General features: G+C 71.0%; 19 protein-coding genes. 10 read left to right on the top strand and 9 right to left on the bottom strand.

The features are described from left to right. Window positions 1-287 precede the first annotated feature (287 nt). Window positions 288-482, bottom strand: coding sequence for a hypothetical protein (locus AB0M35_RS07065; protein WP_363742547.1), 195 nt, complete (start codon window positions 480-482; stop codon window positions 288-290). A 502-nt stretch (window positions 483-984) separates the two neighbouring features. Between AB0M35_RS07065 and AB0M35_RS07060 the strand changes: the two genes are divergently transcribed. Then, the gene (locus AB0M35_RS07060) at window positions 985-1,869 is read left to right on the top strand and encodes an LLM class flavin-dependent oxidoreductase (protein WP_363742545.1); all 885 of its coding nucleotides are present in this window, start codon (window positions 985-987) and stop codon (window positions 1,867-1,869) included. Window positions 1,870-1,919: 50 nt separating this feature from the next. On the opposite strand, the gene AB0M35_RS07055 is transcribed toward AB0M35_RS07060, so the two are convergent. Then, on the bottom strand, window positions 1,920-2,351 hold the full coding sequence (locus tag AB0M35_RS07055; RefSeq protein ID WP_363742543.1) for an ASCH domain-containing protein: 432 nt from the start codon (window positions 2,349-2,351) through the stop codon (window positions 1,920-1,922). 109 nt (window positions 2,352-2,460) lie between these two features. Here AB0M35_RS07055 and AB0M35_RS07050 point away from each other — a divergent pair, with 109 nt between their 5' ends. Further along, the gene (locus AB0M35_RS07050; protein WP_363742540.1) at window positions 2,461-2,976 is read left to right on the top strand and encodes an alpha/beta hydrolase; all 516 of its coding nucleotides are present in this window, start codon (window positions 2,461-2,463) and stop codon (window positions 2,974-2,976) included. A 74-nt stretch (window positions 2,977-3,050) separates the two neighbouring features. Here AB0M35_RS07050 and AB0M35_RS07045 read toward each other — a convergent pair whose 3' ends face one another. Continuing rightward, window positions 3,051-3,593: a phosphoribosyltransferase gene (locus AB0M35_RS07045; RefSeq protein ID WP_363742538.1), complete on the bottom strand. Its 543-nt coding sequence runs from the start codon at window positions 3,591-3,593 to the stop codon at window positions 3,051-3,053. 180 nt (window positions 3,594-3,773) lie between these two features. Between AB0M35_RS07045 and AB0M35_RS07040 the strand changes: the two genes are divergently transcribed. The 4 genes from AB0M35_RS07040 (at window position 3,774) to AB0M35_RS07025 (ending at window position 8,155) form a co-directional block, all read left to right on the top strand. Beyond that, window positions 3,774-4,415 (top strand): septal ring lytic transglycosylase RlpA family protein, encoded by a 642-nt coding sequence (locus AB0M35_RS07040; RefSeq protein WP_363742535.1) that lies wholly within the window; start codon window positions 3,774-3,776, stop codon window positions 4,413-4,415. A gap of 100 nt (window positions 4,416-4,515) precedes the next feature. Beyond that, window positions 4,516-5,643, top strand: a complete 1,128-nt coding sequence (locus tag AB0M35_RS07035) for a PP2C family protein-serine/threonine phosphatase (RefSeq protein WP_363742533.1) — start codon at window positions 4,516-4,518, stop codon at window positions 5,641-5,643. Between the two features lie 128 nt (window positions 5,644-5,771). Further along, window positions 5,772-7,628 carry an acyl-CoA dehydrogenase gene (locus tag AB0M35_RS07030; RefSeq protein ID WP_363742531.1) on the top strand — a complete coding sequence of 619 codons (1,857 nt, stop codon included), beginning with the start codon at window positions 5,772-5,774 and terminating at the stop codon, window positions 7,626-7,628. A gap of 257 nt (window positions 7,629-7,885) precedes the next feature. Further along, window positions 7,886-8,155, top strand: a complete 270-nt coding sequence (locus AB0M35_RS07025) for a DUF6458 family protein (RefSeq protein WP_013730795.1) — start codon at window positions 7,886-7,888, stop codon at window positions 8,153-8,155. 103 nt (window positions 8,156-8,258) lie between these two features. Here the strand turns inward: AB0M35_RS07025 and AB0M35_RS07020 are convergent, their stop codons facing one another. Continuing rightward, on the bottom strand, window positions 8,259-8,798 hold the full coding sequence (locus tag AB0M35_RS07020) for a histidine phosphatase family protein (RefSeq protein WP_363742529.1): 540 nt from the start codon (window positions 8,796-8,798) through the stop codon (window positions 8,259-8,261). Between the two features lie 116 nt (window positions 8,799-8,914). Here AB0M35_RS07020 and AB0M35_RS07015 point away from each other — a divergent pair, with 116 nt between their 5' ends. Beyond that, entirely contained in the window at window positions 8,915-9,199 is a 285-nt protein-coding gene (locus AB0M35_RS07015) for a DUF6458 family protein (protein WP_363742527.1), read from the top strand. 51 nt (window positions 9,200-9,250) lie between these two features. On the opposite strand, the gene AB0M35_RS07010 is transcribed toward AB0M35_RS07015, so the two are convergent. Then, complete coding sequence (locus AB0M35_RS07010) at window positions 9,251-9,928, bottom strand: hemolysin III family protein (protein ID WP_363742524.1); 678 nt, start codon at window positions 9,926-9,928, stop codon at window positions 9,251-9,253. Between the two features lie 105 nt (window positions 9,929-10,033). Here AB0M35_RS07010 and AB0M35_RS07005 point away from each other — a divergent pair, with 105 nt between their 5' ends. From AB0M35_RS07005 to AB0M35_RS06995, 3 genes are read left to right on the top strand one after another with little or no spacing between them, the layout of a single operon-like run. Continuing rightward, on the top strand, window positions 10,034-10,705 hold the full coding sequence (locus AB0M35_RS07005; protein ID WP_363742522.1) for an allophanate hydrolase subunit 1: 672 nt from the start codon (window positions 10,034-10,036) through the stop codon (window positions 10,703-10,705). Then, window positions 10,702-11,556 carry a biotin-dependent carboxyltransferase family protein gene (locus tag AB0M35_RS07000; RefSeq protein ID WP_363742520.1) on the top strand — a complete coding sequence of 285 codons (855 nt, stop codon included), beginning with the start codon at window positions 10,702-10,704 and terminating at the stop codon, window positions 11,554-11,556. Before AB0M35_RS07005 ends, AB0M35_RS07000 begins: the two co-directional genes overlap by 4 nt. Then, window positions 11,540-12,286, top strand: a complete 747-nt coding sequence (locus tag AB0M35_RS06995; protein WP_363742518.1) for a 5-oxoprolinase subunit PxpA — start codon at window positions 11,540-11,542, stop codon at window positions 12,284-12,286. The genes AB0M35_RS07000 and AB0M35_RS06995 overlap by 17 nt, the downstream gene beginning before the upstream one ends. Before the next feature lie 87 nt (window positions 12,287-12,373). On the opposite strand, the gene AB0M35_RS06990 is transcribed toward AB0M35_RS06995, so the two are convergent. From AB0M35_RS06990 to AB0M35_RS06975, 4 genes are all read right to left on the bottom strand, one after another. Beyond that, window positions 12,374-14,209 carry an NHL domain-containing thioredoxin family protein gene (locus AB0M35_RS06990; RefSeq protein WP_363742516.1) on the bottom strand — a complete coding sequence of 612 codons (1,836 nt, stop codon included), beginning with the start codon at window positions 14,207-14,209 and terminating at the stop codon, window positions 12,374-12,376. A 299-nt stretch (window positions 14,210-14,508) separates the two neighbouring features. Next, complete coding sequence (locus AB0M35_RS06985) at window positions 14,509-17,145, bottom strand: hypothetical protein (RefSeq protein WP_363742514.1); 2,637 nt, start codon at window positions 17,143-17,145, stop codon at window positions 14,509-14,511. A gap of 340 nt (window positions 17,146-17,485) precedes the next feature. Next, entirely contained in the window at window positions 17,486-17,623 is a 138-nt protein-coding gene (locus AB0M35_RS06980; RefSeq protein WP_363742512.1) for a hypothetical protein, read from the bottom strand. Between the two features lie 223 nt (window positions 17,624-17,846). Then, complete coding sequence (locus tag AB0M35_RS06975) at window positions 17,847-19,316, bottom strand: dihydrolipoamide acetyltransferase family protein (protein ID WP_363743018.1); 1,470 nt, start codon at window positions 19,314-19,316, stop codon at window positions 17,847-17,849.

Genomic DNA, 19,316 nt, shown 5'->3' with positions numbered 1-19,316 from the left:
AAACTTGGGAGACAGGGGGCAAGCCGGTGTCCCCAAGCGAGCAGACCGATGATCGAGCGAGCGGGCCATTAGCGGGCCATTACGACAGGCTACGCGGTGGTACTCCAGGCCACTCGATCTCTCGCTAAGCTGCCCACCGGGGTAATCACCTGAGGCCCTTGTACGGTTCCCAAGCTGACAGTGCGGGTTCGATTCCCGTCACCCGCTCCACGCTGAAGCCCAGGTCAGGATATGTTCCCCGACCTGGGCTTCATCGATCCGGTCGGTTCTTGGGCTGCCGTGCCCCGCTACGTGCCCGGATCGATCAGGCGGCCGACGGTGATCAACTCCGTTCCGCCGAAACAGCGGTTTCCGACCGCTGTGCACTCCGCCGTTTCGGCGATACGGCGCGTCAGCGAAGCGGTGCCTGTAGATGATCGGGCGGGTCGCCGCACGGTCAGCTGTGCGGTGACCATGCTCAGGACATCGCGCGCAAACGGCATCCACTCAAGGCTGCCCGGCCCTCTGTGATCATGCGATGGACATCCACGGGCCATCACCGCGCCGGACTATCCCCCGGTCGCTCCCGGTACGTGCGGCGAAAGTGTTCCCGCTGTTCAGGCCGCCGAGGACATGCCCCTGGGCACTACACCGCCGCTTTATCGACTGGACCAGGCAGCCGCCAGCGGTACAGCAGCGAGGACAGCAACCATGTCCGCCACACCGATGCCGACATGAGCGTCCGCATTGACCCGAAAGGGCCATGCTGGGCCGCTGGCTCCGTCGGTCACCGGAAGCGGTCGGTGGCCGACGGTCGATACGCTGCCGGCCGTGGGTGCGATCAAGCCGTGGCAACTGTTCATCCTCAGCCTGTGCTGTCTGGTGCCGCTCGCCGCGGTAGCCGTCGCCGGCCTCTGGGTGGCGCGACGTGACCGCAAGTAGTGATCACGCGCTCCGACGGAATTGAGCCGAGGGTTCAGCGCGCCCGATGTCCGCCGTACCCTGGTGATCATGCGGATTGGCATCGTGATTCTGCCCGACCAACGCTGGTCGGTGGCTCGGCACCGCTGGCAGCAGGCCGACGAGTGGGGGTTCGACCACGCCTGGACGTACGACCATCTGGGCTGGCGGGATCTGGTGGACGGGCCCTGGTTCGACTCGATGGCCACGCTGACCGCCGCGGCGACGGTGACCTCCCGGATCCGGCTCGGGACGCTGGTGGCGTCGCCCAACTTCCGGCATCCGGCCGGGTTCGCCCGGCAGGTGACGGCGCTCGACGACGTCTCCGACGGGCGGGTGCTGCTCGGGATCGGTGCGGGTGGCATCGGCTTCGACTCTGCGGTGCTCGGCGGCGAGACCCTGCCGCCACGGCAGCGGGTGGACCGGTTCGCCGAGTTCACCGAACTGCTCGACGCGATCCTGCGCCACGACGGTACGACCTGGCGCGGCGACTGGTTCGCGGCGGTCGACGCGCGCAACAACCCGGGCTGCGTGCAGCAGCCTCGGGTGCCGTTCGTGGTCGCTGCGAACGGGCCGCGGTCGATGCGGCTCGCCGCCCGGTACGGCCAGGGTTGGGTGACCATCGGTGTCGGCGGCGACGACCTCGACGCCTGGTGGGCGGGGGTGGCCGAGACGGTGACCCGGTTCAACGCGGTGCTGGAGGCGCAGGGGCGTGACCCGGCCGGTCTGGACCGCTATCTCTCCTTGGACGCGGCTCCGGTCTTCTCGCTGAGCAGCGCTCAGTTCTTCGCCGACCAGGTGGGGCGGGCGGCTGAGCTGGGTTTCACCGACGTGATCACCCACTGGCCCCGGGAGAGCAGTTGGTACGCCGGTGACGAGGCGATCCTGGCGGACGTCGCCACCCGCCTGCTACCGCAGCTACGCGGCTGAGAACGCTCGCCGGTTGCCCGCCAGAGCGCCGGCCTGCGACCAGGCCGGGCTCAGGTGCTGAGGTCGCCGGTGGCGATGCCACCCGCACCGGCGCTGACCAGGCGGAAGCGGATGCAGACGATCTGGGTGTCGTCGGTGACCGGGGTGCCGATGCGGGCCCAGTAGGCGGCGTGACCGGCCCGCCATTCCTCGATCGAGCGGTCACCCTCACCCTCGGCGCGGGCGAAGTCCCAGGGCACCTCGGCGAAGCGGCACACCTGCACATCGGTCACCTCGACGACACCCACCAGCACGTCGTGGTCGTCGACGAGAGCCAGCCGCTCGCCGACGTGCTCAAGTTCCTCGCCGTCCTCGGCGTACTCGTCGAGCAGACCGGCAGTCGCAACCTTCACGCCGTTCAACACCAGGGTGTTGAGGTTGGTCCGCAGCTCACCGGGGGTGCCGAGAGCGAGGGCGCGCAGGTCGCCGATCCGTGGCCACATTCTGCCGAGGGTACCGGCCGACCAGCCGGTCGGCGGCCGGTGGCGCTTCGGCCATGCCGCTGCGGCTTTCCTGGCGGTACGGTCGATGCCCGACAAGAAGGAGATGTCCATGGCGGACCGACGTGCGGTGCTCATTCCGGGCCGTGGTTACGACACCCGGTACCCACTTTTTCTCTATCTGGGTGAGGCACTGCGGCGGGCCGGTTTCGGGCTGCACGGGATCTCCTGGCAGGTGCCGGAGAACTTCGACGTGGACACCATCGGCAGGTGGGTGTGCGACCAGGTGGCCCCGTCCCTGACCGAACGCACGGACCTGCTGGTCGGTAAGTCGCTCGGCACCCTGGCCGCGCCGTTGGCGGCGGCGCGCGGGTTGCCCGCCGTCTGGCTCACCCCGCTGCTGCACCGTGGCGAGCTGGTCGACGCGCTGCGTCGGGCCACCGCCCCGTTCATCCTGGTCGGTGGTACGGCGGACTCGTCCTGGGACGGCGATACCGCCCGGCGGCTGACTCCGCACGTGCTGGAGATCCCGGCCGCCGATCACGCGCTGATGGTGCCCGGGCCGCTGGCCCATTCCGCCGAGGCGCTCGGCCGGGTCTGCACCGTGGTCGAGGGCTTCGTCCGCTGAGTGGGGCGGGCAGGGTGCTGGTGTTAACAAGGGGCCCTTCCTCTACCTGAGGCGTTAATAAGGTGCCCTTCCTTTCACTCGGGCAGGGTGGTGAGGGCGTGGATGCGGAGGGCGGTGGCGACGGCGGGAGGGCAGTCGGCGACCACGGCGGAGGTGCCCAGCGGTTCGGCGCCCAGGGTGGTGCAGATTTCGTAGAGCGCTTGGACCTGGGCGGCGGTGGCGACCCAGTCGTCCACCACCAGGACTCGGTCACCCACGCCGAGGTGCCGGTTCTGCACCGCCAGGTCGACGCGCCGACCGCGGAAGTCGGGTGGGCTCTGCGCCCAGGTCAGCGGCCCGGCGGGCAGCCGTCCGTCGCCCGGCTTGTGTGCCGGCACGAAGCCCACGCCGAGCGCGGTGGCGGCCAGCGGGCCGAGCAGAAAGCCGGTGACCGCCGGAGCGACGACCACGGTGGGTCGGGCTGACCGGAACGGTGCGACCAGCGCGGGGCCCAGCTCGGCGAGGACGGTCGGGTCCCGCCACCAGCCGGAGACGTCGCTGACTAGATGGCTCGCGTCCGGGCCCGGATCGACCCAACGGAACAGCTCGGCGAGACGTTTGCTCAGCTCAGCGGACATCTTCCTATCCTGCGCTCGCACCGCGTTCGGCACCGGGCCGCCCGGCCCATCGCGGGTCGGATGATCGGCTTCAGGTATCGCCGCAATTCCGGTGATATCACCGTGATCACGTTGACTTCCGAAGTGCTTCTCTCGTTATGGTCCGACCCGATTTGATCCGTTGAGGAAAGGACCGGGCCGGTGACTGGTAGGCACACTCGTATCCGCAGGATCACCTCGCCGGCCGGTATCGCGGCCAGCGCGGTGGTGGCCGTCGCGCTCGCCGTCGGCGGTACTGTGGGCGCCGTACGGCTGACCGCCGGGTCGGAGCCGGTCCGGCCGGCGGCGATCGACCTCTCGCCCACCCTCGCCGAGTCTGACCCGGCAACCGGCTCGCCCAGTCCGAGCGCCAGCGTCTTGCCGAGCGCGACCGCGAGCCCGACCCCGAGCCGCACCGCGCAGGCACCGTCGCGCAGCAAGCCGCGTACGCCCAGCCCCAAGGCGACGCCCACCACGAAGCCGACGCCCACCGCGAAGAAGACGACGGCTCGGCCGGTGGTGGAGACCGGATCGTGCGGCGCCTCGTTCTACTGGCAGGGTCAGATGACCGCCAACGGCGAGACGTTCAACCCGGAGGAACTGACGGCCGCGCACAAGACGTTGCCCTTCAACTCCAAGGTGCGGGTGACCAATCCGGCAAACGGAAAGTCGGTCACCGTCCGGATCAACGACCGGGGTCCGTTCATCGACGGTCGTTGCCTGGACCTGTCGCGGGCCGCGTTCGCCGAGATCGCGTCGCTCGACCTGGGGCACATCGAGGTCCGGTACGAGGTGCTCGGCTGACGTGGTTCCGGCCGGCGATCGGCTCTGGGCCGCGATCCTGGCGGCCAGATCCCGCTCGTACGACGGGTCAGGTTCGTGCTTTCGTTCACATCCATCAGGCATGCTGTCGGACGTACGTAAACGACTCCTCCAGCCGGGCCATAGCCCGCTGAGCCCCGGATCCCGCGCCGGCCTCGGCGCGGCCCTCGTTCTGCTCGCGATCGTCTCCGCCGTGGAGCTGGCGGACGGCCGTGCGGCGAACTACATCGCGTTGCTGGTGGCCGTGCCCTTCCTGGCCGCTGCGTTGGCGTACTGGCGGGTGGTGCTCGGCGCCGGCGCCGCGGCGTCCCTGCTCGGTGCCGGCTTCGCGCTGGCCGAGCGGACGCTGTCGTTCTCTGCCGCAGTTGCCGTGGCGGGCATCGTGGTGGGCACCGGTATCGCGGTCGCGGTGGCGTCGGTGCGGGAGCGGCAGGACAAGCAGATCGCTGAGCTGTCCAAGCTCGCGGCGGTCGCCCAGCAGGCGGTGCTGCGCCCGCTCGGTCCCCGGGTGGGCACCCTTTCGGTGGCCGGACGGTACATCTCCTCGACCGCGCGAGCGGAGATCGGTGGCGATCTGTACGAGGCGATCGACACCCCGTACGGCGTCCGCATGATCATCGGAGACGTACGCGGCAAGGGGCTGGAGGCGGTCCGGCTGGCCAGCATCGTGCTGGGCTCCTACCGGCACGTGGCCTACGAGCGGGCCGACCTGCGGGCCGTGGTGGCGGACCTGGACCGCGCGGTGGCCCGCAACGTCGGCGACGAGGACTTCGTCACCGCGGCGCTGGTGGAGGAGCGTGGCGGCACGCTGACCATCGTGAACTGCGGGCATCCCGCTCCGCTGCTGTTGCGCGGTGGTGCGGTGATCCCGCTGGAACCGCCCGCCCCCGCGCCGCCGCTGGGCTTCATGCCGGTGGTCCGTCCTCGGGTCGAGCGGCTGGAGCCGGGCGATCGTCTGCTGTTGTTCACCGACGGCCTCGGCGAGGCGCGCCGGGACGGCGAGTTCTTCCCGACTGCGGACCGTGCCTGGCGGCTGCTCGGGCACGGGACGGTCGCCGACGGCCTGGCCTCCCTGGAGACCGCGCTGAAGGAGTGGGTGCACGGTCGGCTCGACGACGACATCGCGCTGGTGTTGATGGAGTACACGGGCACGCCGAGCGGCGTGACGGCGGTGGTGCCGAGCTGGGAGGTCGGTGCGGCCGAGAGCTGACGGCGTCGGCCGTATTCGCTCGTGTGTAATTGCCGTCACTTCGACGGGCGACTTGTCGCTGTCTACCCACGGGTAATACAGTCGGGGTTACTGATCGGTAACACCTGTCCGGAAGCGGGGCCAGCGGCATGACCCACTACAAGAGCAACCTTCGGGACCTCGAGTTCAACCTGTTCGAGGTGTTCGGGGCGGACCGGGCGTTCGGCCAGGAGCCGTACACCGACCTCGACGTCGACACGGCGCGGACCTTCCTCGCCGAGATGGACCGCCTGGCACGCGAGGACCTGGCCGCCAGCTACACCGACAGCGACCGCAACCCGCCGGTCTTCGACCCTGCCACGCACACCGCGCCGCTGCCGGAGTCGTTCAAGAAGTCGTACCAGGCGTTCATGGACGCCGAGTTCTGGCGCCTGGACCTCCCTGCGGACCTGGACGGCAGCAACGCCCCCCGGATGCTGTGGTGGGCGCTCGCCGAGTTGGTGCTCGGCTCGAACGCCCCGATCTGGATGTACGCCTCCGGCCCGTCCTTCGCGCACGTACTGCGCGTCGAGGGCACCGAGCGGCAGAAGAAGTGGGCGAAGCTCTTCGTCGACAAGCAGTGGGGCTCGACGATGGTGCTCACCGAGCCGGACGCCGGATCGGACGTGGGCGCCGGCCGGGCCCGCGCCATCCCGCAGCCGGACGGCTCGTGGCACATCGAGGGCGTCAAGCGCTTCATCACCTCAGGTGAGCACGACCTGAGCGACAACATCGTCCACTACGTACTGGCCCGTCCGGTCGGGGTGGAGGGCGTGGGCGGCCCGGGCACCAAGGGCCTGTCGCTGTTCGTCGTGCCGAAGTACCACTTCGACTCCGAGACCGGCGAGCTGGGCGAGCGCAACGGCGTGTACGCCACGAACGTCGAGCACAAGATGGGCCTGAAGGTCTCCAACACCTGTGAGTTGACCTTCGGCGAGCACGGTGTGCCGGCCAAGGGTTGGCTGATGGGCGACAAGCACGACGGCATCCGGCAGATGTTCATGATCATTGAGTACGCCCGGATGCTCGTCGGCACCAAGGCGATCGCCACCCTCTCCACCGGCTACCTGAACGCCCTGGAGTACGCCAAGAACCGGGTGCAGGGCGCCGACCTGCTTCAGTCGACGGATAAGACCGCGCCCCGGGTCACCATCACCCACCACCCCGACGTACGGCGCTCGCTGCTGCTGCAGAAGTCGTACGCCGAAGGTCTGCGGGCGCTGGTCTGCTACACCGCCTCCTGGCAGGACAAGGTCGCCATCGCCGAGGCGGCCGGTGACGAGAAGGCCACCAAGCTGGCCAAGCGGGTCAACGACCTGCTGCTTCCGCTGGTCAAGGGGGTCGGCTCGGAGCGGGCGTACGAACTGCTCGGGCACGAGTCGTTGCAGACCTTCGGTGGCTCCGGTTTCCTCCAGGACTACCCGCTGGAGCAGTACGTCCGGGACGCGAAGATCGACACCCTGTACGAGGGCACCACGGCGATCCAGAGCCTCGACCTGATCTTCCGGAAGATCGTCCGGGACAACGGCAAGGCCCTGATGGCGGTGGCCGCCGAGATCCAGGAGTTCATCACCACCGAGGGTGGCAACGGCCAGCTCAAGCAGGAGCGCCAGGCGCTCGGCAAGGCGCTCGCCGAGATCCAGAACATCCTCGGCGTGCTCACCGGCTGGCTGGGCGAGGCGCAGGGTGGTGACGCCCGCGCCCTGTACAAGGTCGGGCTCGCCAGCCGGCGCTTCCTGCTGGCGATCGGTGACCTGGTGGTCGGCTGGCTGCTGCAGAAGCAGGCTGACGTGGCGCTCAAGGCGCTGGCCGGTGAGGTCTCGGCGGCGGACAAGGCGTTCTACACCGGCAAGGTGGCTGCCGCCCGGTTCTTCTCCCGCGAGGTGCTGCCGCGTATCGGCGCCGACCGGCGGATCATCGAGGGCACCGATCTGGACATCATGGACCTCCCGGAGGAGGTCTTCTGATCCTCGGGGCTACGGCCTCGCCGACGGCCGGTGGGCGTGACGCCCACCGGCCGTCCGGCCGTTGACGCGCCGGTCGTCTTCCGACCGTTTCTGCCCTTCGGCGGTCGGTAGCGCCGACCCGATGCGGTTCGTCCGATTCGCCCCGGTGGTCGGCGGTGTTCGCCGGGCGTCGCGCGGGTAACCGCGGATCGGACGGGTAACCGTCGCGGGCCAGTCAACGTACGCCCAGAGCAACCGCACGGGGGAGTGCCGAGCACATGGGCATTGGTAGTGGGATCTTCCTGATCGCCATCGGCGCGATCCTGACCTTCGCCATCCGGGCAAATGTCTGGTGGGTCGATCTACGCGCGGTCGGTTGGGTGTTCATCCTGGCCGGGCTGGGCGTCCTGCTCACCACGCTCTGGTTCTGGCAGGACCGCCGTAAGCGGGCGAGGACGCTGATCGTGGAGGAGAACCGGCTGTCGCATCCGACCGCGATGATGCCGCCACCTCCCGATCCGCCGCCGCCCACCGCACCACCGAGCTGAGACAACAGCGCGCTGAGCCAGCGGGGCCACCGATCGGCCCGCCGGCTCAGCGCGCGTTCGTGTCTGCACGGAACAGCCGGCCGGACCGCGTGGTCGGTCGTACTCAGCCTCGGACGGTGTGTCGGGCGTTGATCGCTGCCGTGGCGCGAGCCAGTTCCGCCCAGGGCAGCGTCGTACGATGCACCACCAGGTCGCAGGTGCGCAACCCGTTCCGATCGGCGCGTTGCGGGTCGAGCAACTCGGACAGCAGCGAGATGCCCGGGTTGTGGGCGACCAGCAGGACCGTGCGGACCGTCGGCTCGACCCGTCGAACCAGGGTCAGCAGATCCTCCGGATGCGCCTCGTACGCATCCGGCTCGTAACGGACTCTCGGTACCGAACCGGCCGGGCCACCCTCCGGGGGTGACCCGGTCACACCCATCTCCACGCCGTGCCAGGTCTGCCGGGTACGCAGCGCCGCCGAGCAGAGCACCACCTCGGGCAGCAGCCCGTGCCGGGCCAGCCAGGCACCTGCCGCGGCGGCGTCGGCACGTCCCTGCGCGGACAGTGGGCGTTCGACGTCGAGACCGTCCGCCGTGGGCGGTTCCGCCTTGGCGTGGCGCAGCAGCACGAGCGTCCGTTCCTGCACCGGGCTGTCCGTCATGCCCCCAGCTTGCCCGATTGGCGATCTCCGTGTCGGGGTAAGTCCAGGCATGCCGCAACCTCATCTATGGCCGCGGCGAAGTGGAATGCCAGCTTCGATAGCCGAGGAGACGAGAGATGGGCATCGGTGGCAGTATCTTCCTGATCGCGCTCGGCGCGATCTTCGCGTTCGCCGTGGAGGCGGATCTCGGCTGGCTCAACGTGAGTGTCGTCGGCTGGGTGCTGATGCTCACCGGGGTCGCCGGCCTGCTCATGACCCTCTACTTCTGGAACTCGCGCCGCCGGGCCGTGGTCACCCCGGTCCGTCAGGAGCGGGTGGTCGCCGACCGGGCCGTACCGGTTCAGGAGGACCGGGTGGTGCAGGAGTACCGCGAGGTGCGCCGGCCTGGTCCCACGGTCTGATCCACGCCACCCGGGGTTGGTGGGTTCGCCCGCCAACCCCGTGGCGTGCGGTCAGGCGAAGAGTGCGAAGTAGATGGCGATGTGGTGACAGATCGCCGCGACCAGGGTGCAGGCGTGGAAGAACTCGTGATGCCCGAACACGGTCGGCCACGGGTTCGGGCGGCGCAGCGCGTAGAAGACGGCACCGACGGTGTAGATCGCACCACCGACGCTGAGCAGCACCAACGCGGTGACGCCGCCCTGGTGGAGGATGTCGGGCAGGATCGCCACCGCCACCCAGCCGAGCGCCAGATAGAGCGGTGCGGAGACCCAACGTGAGACGTGCGGCCAGATCATCTTGAGGGCCACACCGGCCAGCGCGCCGCCCCAGACCACCGCCAGCATGGTCACGGTGGCGCGGGTGTCGAGCAGCAGCAGGCAGAACGGTGTGTACGTGCCGGCGATGAACAGGAAGATCATCGAGTGATCCATCCGGCGCATGATCTGGAAGCCGCGCTTGGACCACACTCGACGGTGGTAGAGCGCGCTGGTGCCGAAGAGACCGCAGACGGTGAAGCTGTAGACGGCGCAGCTGAGCAGAGGTGTCCAGCCGGGTCGGGCGGCGGCGATCGAGCAGAGCACTATGCCACAGACCACGGCGACGAAGAACGCGTACGTGTGCAGCCAGCCGCGCATCCGGGGTTTCCCGATGTCGACCGGCCTGAGCCGGGACGGTGCTGAGGTCGTCACAACCCTAGGTTACGACACCGTAGGTTACCTTCGGGTAGTGCAACGGGTCACGCCTGTCGACGGCGGGATGACGACCGTGGTACCCGGGTCCGGAAGGATAGCGGCATGCGGATCAGACCCGTCGGCGGGCACGCCCTGCTCCTCGACTTCACCGCGCCGTCGCCCGAGCCCGCCGACCTCGACCCGCCGACCCCGGTCGAGCCGGTCGACCCCGCGCTGGTGGAGAGGTGGCGAGCCGAGCTGTGGCGCCGCCGGGAGCGGGGCGAACTGGTGGCCAGCGAGATCGTTCCGGCGGCCGCCACCGTGCTGCTCGACGGCGTACCGGACCCGACCGCCACGGCCGCCACCATCATGACCTGGACTCCGGCGTCGCCCGCAGCCGCCACGGCACCCGACGCTGAGCTGGTCGAGGTCCCCGTGACGTACGACGGGGAGGATCTGCCCCGCGTGGCCGCGCACTGGCACACGGATGTGCCGTCCGTGGTGCGTCGACTCGGCCAGACCGAGTTCCGGGTGGCGTTCTGCGGCTTCGCACCCGGCTTCGGCTACCTGACCGGGCTCCCCGCCGAACTGGCGGTGCCCCGGCTGGCCTCGCCGCGACCCCGGGTGCCGGCCGGCTCGGTGGCACTGGCCGGCCCGTACGCCGGCATCTACCCCACCGCCTCGCCCGGCGGTTGGCTGCTGGTCGGGCGTACCCCGCTGACCCTGTTCGACGTACACGCCGACCCGCCGGCCCGACTCACCCCCGGAACCCAGGTCCGCCTGGTACCGGCATGAGTGAGATCGAGGTCCTTCGCGCCGGGGCGCTGACCACCGTGCAGGATCTGGGCCGGCCGGGGTGGGCGCACCTGGGAGTTCCCCGTTCCGGTGCGCTCGACCCCGACGCGATGCGGCTGGCCAACCGACTTGTCGGCAATCCGGAGTCGGCAGCCGGTCTGGAGATCACCATGACCGGCTGTGAACTGCGCCCCACCCGGGCCACCACCGTCGCCGTAGTAGGGGCCGAGGTCGACGTACGGGTGGGCGCCCGGCCCGGCGACACCGGTCGCCCGCTGGCCGTACCGGCCGGGGCGGTGCTGCGGATCGGTCCTGCCCGACGGGGCCTGCGCTGTTGGCTGGCCGTGGCCGGAGGAATCGCGGTGGACCCGGTGCTGGGCAGCCGGGCCACCGACACCCTCGCCGGACTCGGACCGGCGCCGCTGCGTGACGGCGACCGGCTGCCGCTGGGCGTCCCGGCCGGTCCACCCGCACCGGTCGACGTCACCGTGCCGGTGGCGCACCCGGCCCAACTGCACCTGACCGCCCGGCTCGGCCCCCGGCACGACTGGTTCGACACCGTCGCGTTCGACCTGCTCTACAGCTCGGCGTACACGGTGAGTCCGTTGAGCAACCGGGTCGGCGCGCGACTGACCGGCGCACCGCTGCCCCGGACGGTGCCCGGGGAACTGCCCAGCGAAGGAGTCGTCCTCGGCGCGGTGCAGGTGCCGGCGGACGGCCAACCGTTGATCTTCCTCGCCGACCATCCCACGACCGGCGGATATCCCGTCATCGCCGTGGTGGACGACGTGACCCCGCTCGCCCAGGCCCGCCCAGGGACTACCGTCAGGTTCCATGGACCTCAACGCTGATCTCGGTGAAGGCTTCGGTGTCTGGCAGCTCGGCGACGACGAGGCGTTGCTGGACCTGGTCACCTCGGCCAACGTCGCCTGCGGCTTCCACGCCGGTGACCCCACCACGATGCGCCGGGTCTGTGCCGCCGCCGCAGAGCGCCGGGTGGCCGTCGGAGCCCAGGTCGGCTACCGCGACCTGGCCGGATTCGGCCGTCGACACATCGCGTACGAGTTCGCGGAGCTGCGTGACGAGGTCCTCTACCAACTCGGCGCGCTCGATGCCTTCTGCCGTCCGTACCGCACCCGGGTCCGCTATCTGAAGCCGCACGGCGCGCTCTACCACGCGGCGGCCCGCGACGAGACCCAGGCGGCGGCGTTGGTCGCCGCCGTCAACGACTACGACCCGGAACTGCCCCTGCTCTGCCTGCCCGGCTCGGTGCTGGCCCAACTCGCCCAGGGGGCGGGACTACGGGTGGTGGCCGAGGGCTTCGCCGACCGTAACTACCTGCCCAACGGTCAACTGGTGCCGCGTACCTCGGCCAACGCCCTGGTCACCGACCCGCATCAGGTGGCCCGCCAGGCGGTACGCATGGCGACCGAGCGGACGGTGGTCGCCATCGACGGCAGCATCATCCCCTGCACCGTGGAATCCATCTGCCTGCACGGCGACAGCCCCGGTGCGGTGGCCGCCGCGGAACTCGTCCGCGCCGCCCTCATCGACGCCGGAGCCACCCCCCGGCCGTTTTGAAAGGAAGGGCCCCTTATTAACGCCTGCGGTAGATAAGGGGCCCCCTGTTAACAAACCGCCCGGAGCGGAAACTGACCGTTTGCGGCGTCAGCTGGCGTCGAGGCCGCGTAGCACCAGGGGTAGGCGGGTCGCGCTGTCGGCGACGACGCGCACCGGCACGCCCCAGTCCTGCCGGGTCAGGTGGCACGCCGCGTGCTCCACGTCGGCGTCGCAGGTCGCCGCCTGGGCGGTCACCTGAAGCACCCCGTCGGTCACCGAGTCGGAGATCACCAGACGGCGGGACAACTCGGTGCCGGTGCCGGCCCCCTCGATCAGCAACTCGGGCGGGGACGCCGAAACCACCAGGCGGGTGGATGGGCCGTACGTCTCGTCCAGCTTCTGCCCGGGCGCCGGAGTGAAGATCACATCCAGCACCACCTCGCCGGCAGCCAGTTCGGTCGGCTTACGTTCGGTGCGGTGTCGAGGACCGTCGACGGTGTTCGCGCCGGCGGCGGAGAGCGCGCCCGGGGCCAGCCGGGTGATCCGGTGCCCGGCGGACTCCACGACCAGCACCGCACCGTCCGGGGTGAGCACCAGGTCACTCGGCTCGGCCAGGGCGGTGGCCACGGTGGACACCTGATCCGTGGCCGGGTCGTAGCGCCGTACCGCCCCGTTGTAGGTGTCCGCGATCAGCACCGAACCGTCGGGCAGTGCGCAGACGCCGAGCGGATGCTGGAGCAGCGCCTGCGCCGCCGGCCCGTCCACATGACCGAAGTCGAACAGACCCTGGCCGACCGCCGTACCCAGCACGCCGTCCTCGACGTACCGGATGGCGCTGGTTTCGCTGTCGGCGACCCAGAGTCGGGCGCCGTCGGCGGAGACGGCGAGCCCGGACGGCTGGGCCAGCCACGCCTGCGCCAGCGGCCCGTCGCGCAGTGCCTCCACCGTCGTACCGGCGTACATGCCGGCGGTCCGCTTGATCGGGTCGAACCACCACAGCTGGTGGATACCGGCCATGGCGATGACGACCTTGCCGTCGTACCAGGCGAGGTCCCAGGGTGAGGAGAGGTCGACCGAGAGCGCGTCGTGGGCGTGGTCGTCGACCGTGGACCGCCACTGCCGCCCGGTGCCGGCGACGGTGACCACCTCACCGCTGCCCAGGCGTACGCCGCGCAGCAGGTGGTTGACCGTGTCGGCGACCACCAGGTCGTAGCCGGCCACCTCGGCCACGTGCGTCGGGAGCAGGCACAGCCCCTGCGGCTCGGAAAAGGTCGCGGTGTCGGCCGTACCGTCGACCCGGCCTCGGCTGCCGGTGCCGATCGCACGCAGCAGGGTCTCCCCGTCGGCGGCCAGTTCGACCACCCGGTGCCGGGCGGAGTCCGACACCAGCAGGTTGCCGTCCGGCCCGACCACCAGCTTGCCGGGGAAACGCAGGATGGTCTGCGGCTGCGCCGGCGGGACGTACGGGCCGTCGCCCCGGTGCAGGGTGCCCTTGGTCTCGTGGGTGGCGATCAGGTCGTCGATCAGCCGGGCCAGCCCTTCGGCGTGGCCCTCACCGGCCATCGTGGCCACCACGTAACCCTCAGGATCGACCACCGCGAGGGTCGGCCAGGCGCGAGCCGCGTACTGCTGCCACATGTCCAGCTCGGGATCATCGAGTACGGGATGGTGCACCCCGTACCGTTCGACGGCGTCGACGAGCGCGTCCGGATCCTTCTCGTGCTCGAACTTCGGCGAGTGCACCCCGATCACGACGAGGACGTCCGCGTACTTCTCCTCAAGCGGGCGCAGTTCGTCCAGTACGTGCAGGCAGTTGATGCAGCAGAAGGTCCAGAAGTCGGCGATTACGATCTTGCCGCGCAGGTCGGCGAGCGTCAGCTCCCGCCCGCCGGTGTTCAGCCAGCCTCGGCCCCGCAGTTCCGGCGCCCGTACCCGTGCACTCATGCCCCCATCGTGCCGTACCGCCGGTCGTGACCGACCCGCTGGGCGTGATCCCCGGATGATCCGCACAGTTGCGCCGAAATTGCGGTATCCAAGCCGCCGGGATACCGCAACTTCGCCGCAACGGAGCCGATCACCCTTGCTAAGCCACCGCAGTCCTGCTGTTCGACACGCCGGGCCGGGAGCAGTTGCACTGCCACGATCGGGCCGCCTCTGGACCACCCGAGTATGCGAAAGCGCCCGCCCCTTGGTGGGGGCGGGCGCTTCGCGTTGGTCGTAACGGCGCGGTTGGCAGCGAGTGATCAGCTGGCGGCGTTCTTCAGACAGAGCACCGGGTTCGCCACGTTGCCGCGCAACTCGACGTACGGCAGGGCCGGGTCGGGGCACTTGTCCTTCGACTCGACCTTCGACACCACGCTGAACGACTCCGGCTCGCCGCAGACCGCCTCGACGGCGGTCTCGCCCGAGCGCTTGACACAGGAGCCGACCGCCGGGTCGAAGGCGCCGTCGTCCGATCCGCCGAACTTGCCGAGCAGCAGGAGCAGGCCGAGCGGGATGGCGAGGATGAGCACTGCGGCGACCAGCACCGCGGCGAGCACCCGACCGTTGCGCACCTTCGGTGGCGGCGCGTCGGCGGCCGGCTCGGCGACCGGCTTGAACGCGTCGAAGCGACCCTGCTCCGCCTCGGACGCCGGCGCGCTCGGGCTCCATGGCGCGTTCGCCTGGGGTGCCGGCGGGAAGGCCGAGGTGTGGTCCCCGCCGGACTCGGGGCGGGCGGGTGAACCGTAGGTGACACCGGGGCGGTCGGTCGGGCCGGCGAAGGGGTCACGAGACGCGCCGCCGAACGGGTCACCGACCGGGCCGCCGAAGCGGTCGGCCGGGCGCTCCGGTTCCGCGTGCGGCTTGACACCGTTGACCGGCCGGTCACTGGCCGGCGCGTCGGCGAAGGAAGGCAGGCCCGGCGGGAAGGCCGGTGCAGCGGGAGCGGCCGCGCCGGTGAAGGCGGCCGGTCCGGACTGCTCGTGATCCGCAAAGCGTGGATCTGGGCCCTGATCGAACCGGGGCGCCGAGGCTTGCTCATCCCGGTCCTGAGCCGACTCCTCCGGCTCCGGCCGGGCCGGGCGGCCGTACACCCGTGGTGCCGCCGTACCGGTCGGACGTACCGCGTGGTCGGCCGGCGGCGTGACCCGGCTGGCCGTCGGCACCGACGCGCTCGCCGAGACGCCACCAGCACCCGCAGGAGGGGTGGCCCGGCCGACGGATTCGGGCGAGGTACGGGGCCCGGGGATCGCGGCCTCAGCTGAGGGCTGCGGATCGTCCTGCCGCGACTCGGGCTGACCCCAGCCGATGCCGCCAGCTGGCTGCTCGACACCCGGACGTGGATTCGGCGCGGCCTGGTCACCGGCGAACTGGGCCGGGGCGGGGTAGTCGGCGGGGGGCACGGCGGCCAGGCTGGCACCCGGGACCCGCTGTTCCTGCGGCGGCAGCGGGACCATGTTGGCCGGCGAGATTCCCGGCCCCGGCGCGGGCTGATAGACGGGGTTCTCACCGGAGCGCCCGGTGTCGGATCGGGGCGACCCGACCTCGGGGGATCCGCCGCTGCCCCATGCCTCACCGGGTGCCCACGGCTCGACCTCGGTCAGCGGCGCGCGGTCGGCGGCGGTGCGGGACGGCAGCGGCGATGCCGATCCGGTGGTGCTCTCGGTGGGCGTCCATGCCGCCGCCGGGCGGTCCTGAGCCGGAGACGACCACTGAGGCCGCTCGTCGGCCGTCGGGCCGCCACCGGACCAGCCGGCCGGCTGCGGGGTGGCCCAGTCGGGCTGTGTGGGCCGGTCACCGCCGGTCTGCCGCTCCTCGGTCGCCCGTTGCTCGCCGCCCCAACCGCCGTTCTCCGGCTGCCGTGCCTGGCCGGTGGCCCAGCCGGGTTGCTCCTGCTGCTCGCCCGGCCAGGCACCGGCCCGGGCCGCATCGTCGGGAGCGGACAGTTGCTGAAGTGCCGGGTCGGCCTGTGGCACCTGGGCCGTGGCCCGGGCCGCCGGCTCGGCGCGCGTCGTCGAGTGATCGGTCTGGGCCCAGTCGGGCTGCGCGGACGGACCGCCCTGTGCCCAGTCGGGCTGCGCCGGTGGGTTCGCCTGCGCCCAGTCGGGCTGTGCGGGCGGGTTGCCCTGTGCCCAGTCGGGCTGCCCAGCCGGACTGCCCTGTGCCCAGCCGGGCTGTGCGGGCGCACCGGCCTGGGCCCACTCCGGTTCAGCGGGTGGGCTGTTCTGGGCCCAGTCGGGCTGCGCGGGCGCACCGGCCTGTGCCCAGTCGGGCTGCGGCGTCGCAGGCTTGGCCTGCGCCCACTCCGGCTGCGCCGACTCGGGCGGGCCCGCAGTGGCGGCCCAGCCGGCCGGTTGGTCACCGGGTCGGGGTACGCCGTTCCACTCCGGCTGCTGGCCGGCAGACCAGCCGGCCGACTGGGGCGCCCCTGGCTGGCCGCCGGTCGACTGGTCGGACGAGGTCTGGTTGGGCGTCCACTCTGTTGGTCGGGCGGCGTCTGATGTGGTGGCACCACCCCAGCCGGGGTTGCTCTGCCCACCGTTGGCCCAGGCGGGCTGGTCCGACGTGGACGGCGTCGCCCAGTTGGCGGGCGGCTGCTCGCCCTGTGCGGCCCAGGACGGCTGACCGCCGGTGGCCGGAGCCCAGGTGCCGGAGTTCGGGCTCTGCGCCTGCCGGGTCGCCTGCGGGTTGCCCCAGCTCGCTCCGGGCTGGTTCGCCCAGGCGGGAGCGGCCGGATCGGGTCGGGCCGGCGGTGGGGGAGCCCAGCCCAGGTCCGGGGCGGGTGCGCCGTATCCGTTGTCCTGCTGAACCGGGCGGTCGCCATACGGCGCCGATCCGCCGCCGCCCGGCGGCACCTCGTCCGGCTCGTGGCCGGGGTGGTGCGGGCCCTCGGACGTCATGCGTGCGCCTCCTCCATCACATGTCGGCCGCCGTCGCCGATCGTCTCGGCCGGGCAGCCGGCGGTGCCGGCGTGCCGGCCGTGCCGGCTCCCCCGCACCGTATCCGGTGGTCACCGGGGCGCTTCCGGGGAGCGCCGATCGTCACTGTCTGTTGCCGGGCGGTGTCGATTCGCATCTATCGCATCGGCCTGCCCGGGCGGGGGAAGACGACCGTGCCCCACCGTACCGGGCGCTGGGGCGAGGCGGTATCCCGGTGTCAGCGCCCGGGCGCAATGCCGACGACCCGCCCGGTGCTCCGGGCGGGTCGTCGTGGGGAGGAGGTGAATAACGTCGTGTGGCGTCAGTGCATGTGACGCTGGGCGATGGCGAGGATCTCGTCGCGTACGGCCGGCGAGCTGGCGGAGCGCAGGGCCCGCTCGATGGCCCGGGCGCGGCGGTTGGCGTCGCGGCGGCTACGGATTCGCTCGATCATGCTCATGGTGGGTCTCTCCTCCTGGCTATTCGGTTGTCGGCCCGTCGTTGTCTCTATTGAACCGCAAAACCACGTCAGGATCCATCGATTATTAGGTGAGCTGCAACACCAGCCTAAGAATCTTAGGTTCGAGGTGGAGTGTGGAGCGACTTTCTTCGCCCAACGGTAACGGCCGGTGTGCCGGGCGTTCACCCGTGGCACACCGGCCGTCGTCGTACTGCGTGGTGCGTCAGGTCCAGGCGAGCAGTGCCGCCTCGGGGTCGGTGAGGAAGTCACCGATGTCGCGGAGGAACTTCGAGCCCAGCTCACCGTCGATGATCCGGTGGTCGAAGGAGAGCGCGAGCGTGGTGACCATGCGTGGCTTGACCTTGCCCTTGTGCACCCACGGCTGCTCGCGCACCGCGCCGAAGGCCAGGATCGCCGACTCGCCCGGCGGCAGGATCGGGGTCCCGGTGTCCACCCCGAACACACCGACGTTGGTGATGGTCAGCGTGCCGCCGGACATGGCGGCCGGCGAGGTCTTGCCGGCCTTGGCCGTCTGCACCAGGTCGGTCATCGCGTCCGCCAACTCACGCAGGGTCAGCCGGCCGGCGTCCTTGATGTTCGGCACGATCAGGCCGCGCTCGGTGGCCGCCGCGATGCCCAGGTTGACGTACTCCTTGACGACGATCTCGTCGCCGGCCCAGGTCGAGTTGACCATCGGGTGCCGCTTGACCGCCAGCAGCACCGCCTTCGCCACCAGCAGCAGCGGCGAGACCCGTACGTCGCGCCACTCCCGCCGACCACGCAACCGGTCCAGCGCCTTCATCGCCCGGGTCATGTCGATGGTGAGGAACTCGGTGACGTGTGGGGCGGTGAACGCCGAGCGGGACATGTTCTCGGCGGTGAGCTTGCGTACCCCCTTGACCGGGATGCGCTGCTCGCGGTCGGCACCGAAGCTCGCGGCGGAGGTGGTCGGCGCGCTGACCGTCAGCGGCTCGGTCGCCGCCGGGGCCGACACGGCCCGCTGTACGTCCTCCCGGGTGATCGAGCCGAGCGGGCCCGAGCCGGTCAGCGTACGCAGGTCGACGCCGAGATCCTTGGCGAGCTTGCGTACCGGAGGCTTGGCCAGCACCGGACCGGCGAGATGGCCGTTGCCGTTCACCGTCGTCGCGGTTGACGCCGGCGCGACCTGGACCGGCACCGAAGCCGGCGCGGCCGGGGCCGAGGTGACCGGGGTCGACGTGACCGGGGCGGTGGCCTGAGCCGGGGCCGCACCCTTGCGAGGACGGCGCTTCGCGGCGGTGGTGCGCGGGCCGTAGCCGACCAGGACGGCGGTACGACCGCCGGGGGCGGGCCCACCGATCAGACCCGGCTCGACCGCACCCTCCGCCGGGGCGATGTCGACGGCGGCCAGCGAAGCCGCCGAGGGCGCGGGCAGATCCTCGGTCGAGGACTCGACCGGCCCGGCGCCCGGGTCGGTGTCGATCGCGATGATCGGCGTACCGACCTCGACCGTGGTGCCCTCCGGGTGGAAGATCGCCTGCACCTGACCGGCCCACTTCGCCGGGATCTCCACCGCCGCCTTGGCGGTCTCCACCTCGACGATCGGCTGGTTCAGCTCGATGATGTCGCCCACCTTGACCAGCCAGGCGAGGATCTCGCCCTCGGTCAGACCCTCGCCCAGGTCGGGGAGGTTGAACTCTTTGATCCGGGACAT

It is taken from the genome of Micromonospora sp. NPDC051196 (genome assembly GCF_040682415.1).
Taxonomy (GTDB): domain Bacteria; phylum Actinomycetota; class Actinomycetes; order Mycobacteriales; family Micromonosporaceae; genus Micromonospora.
Note: the sequence above shows the minus strand (reverse complement) of the source record. Positions and strands in the feature narration are given on the sequence as shown.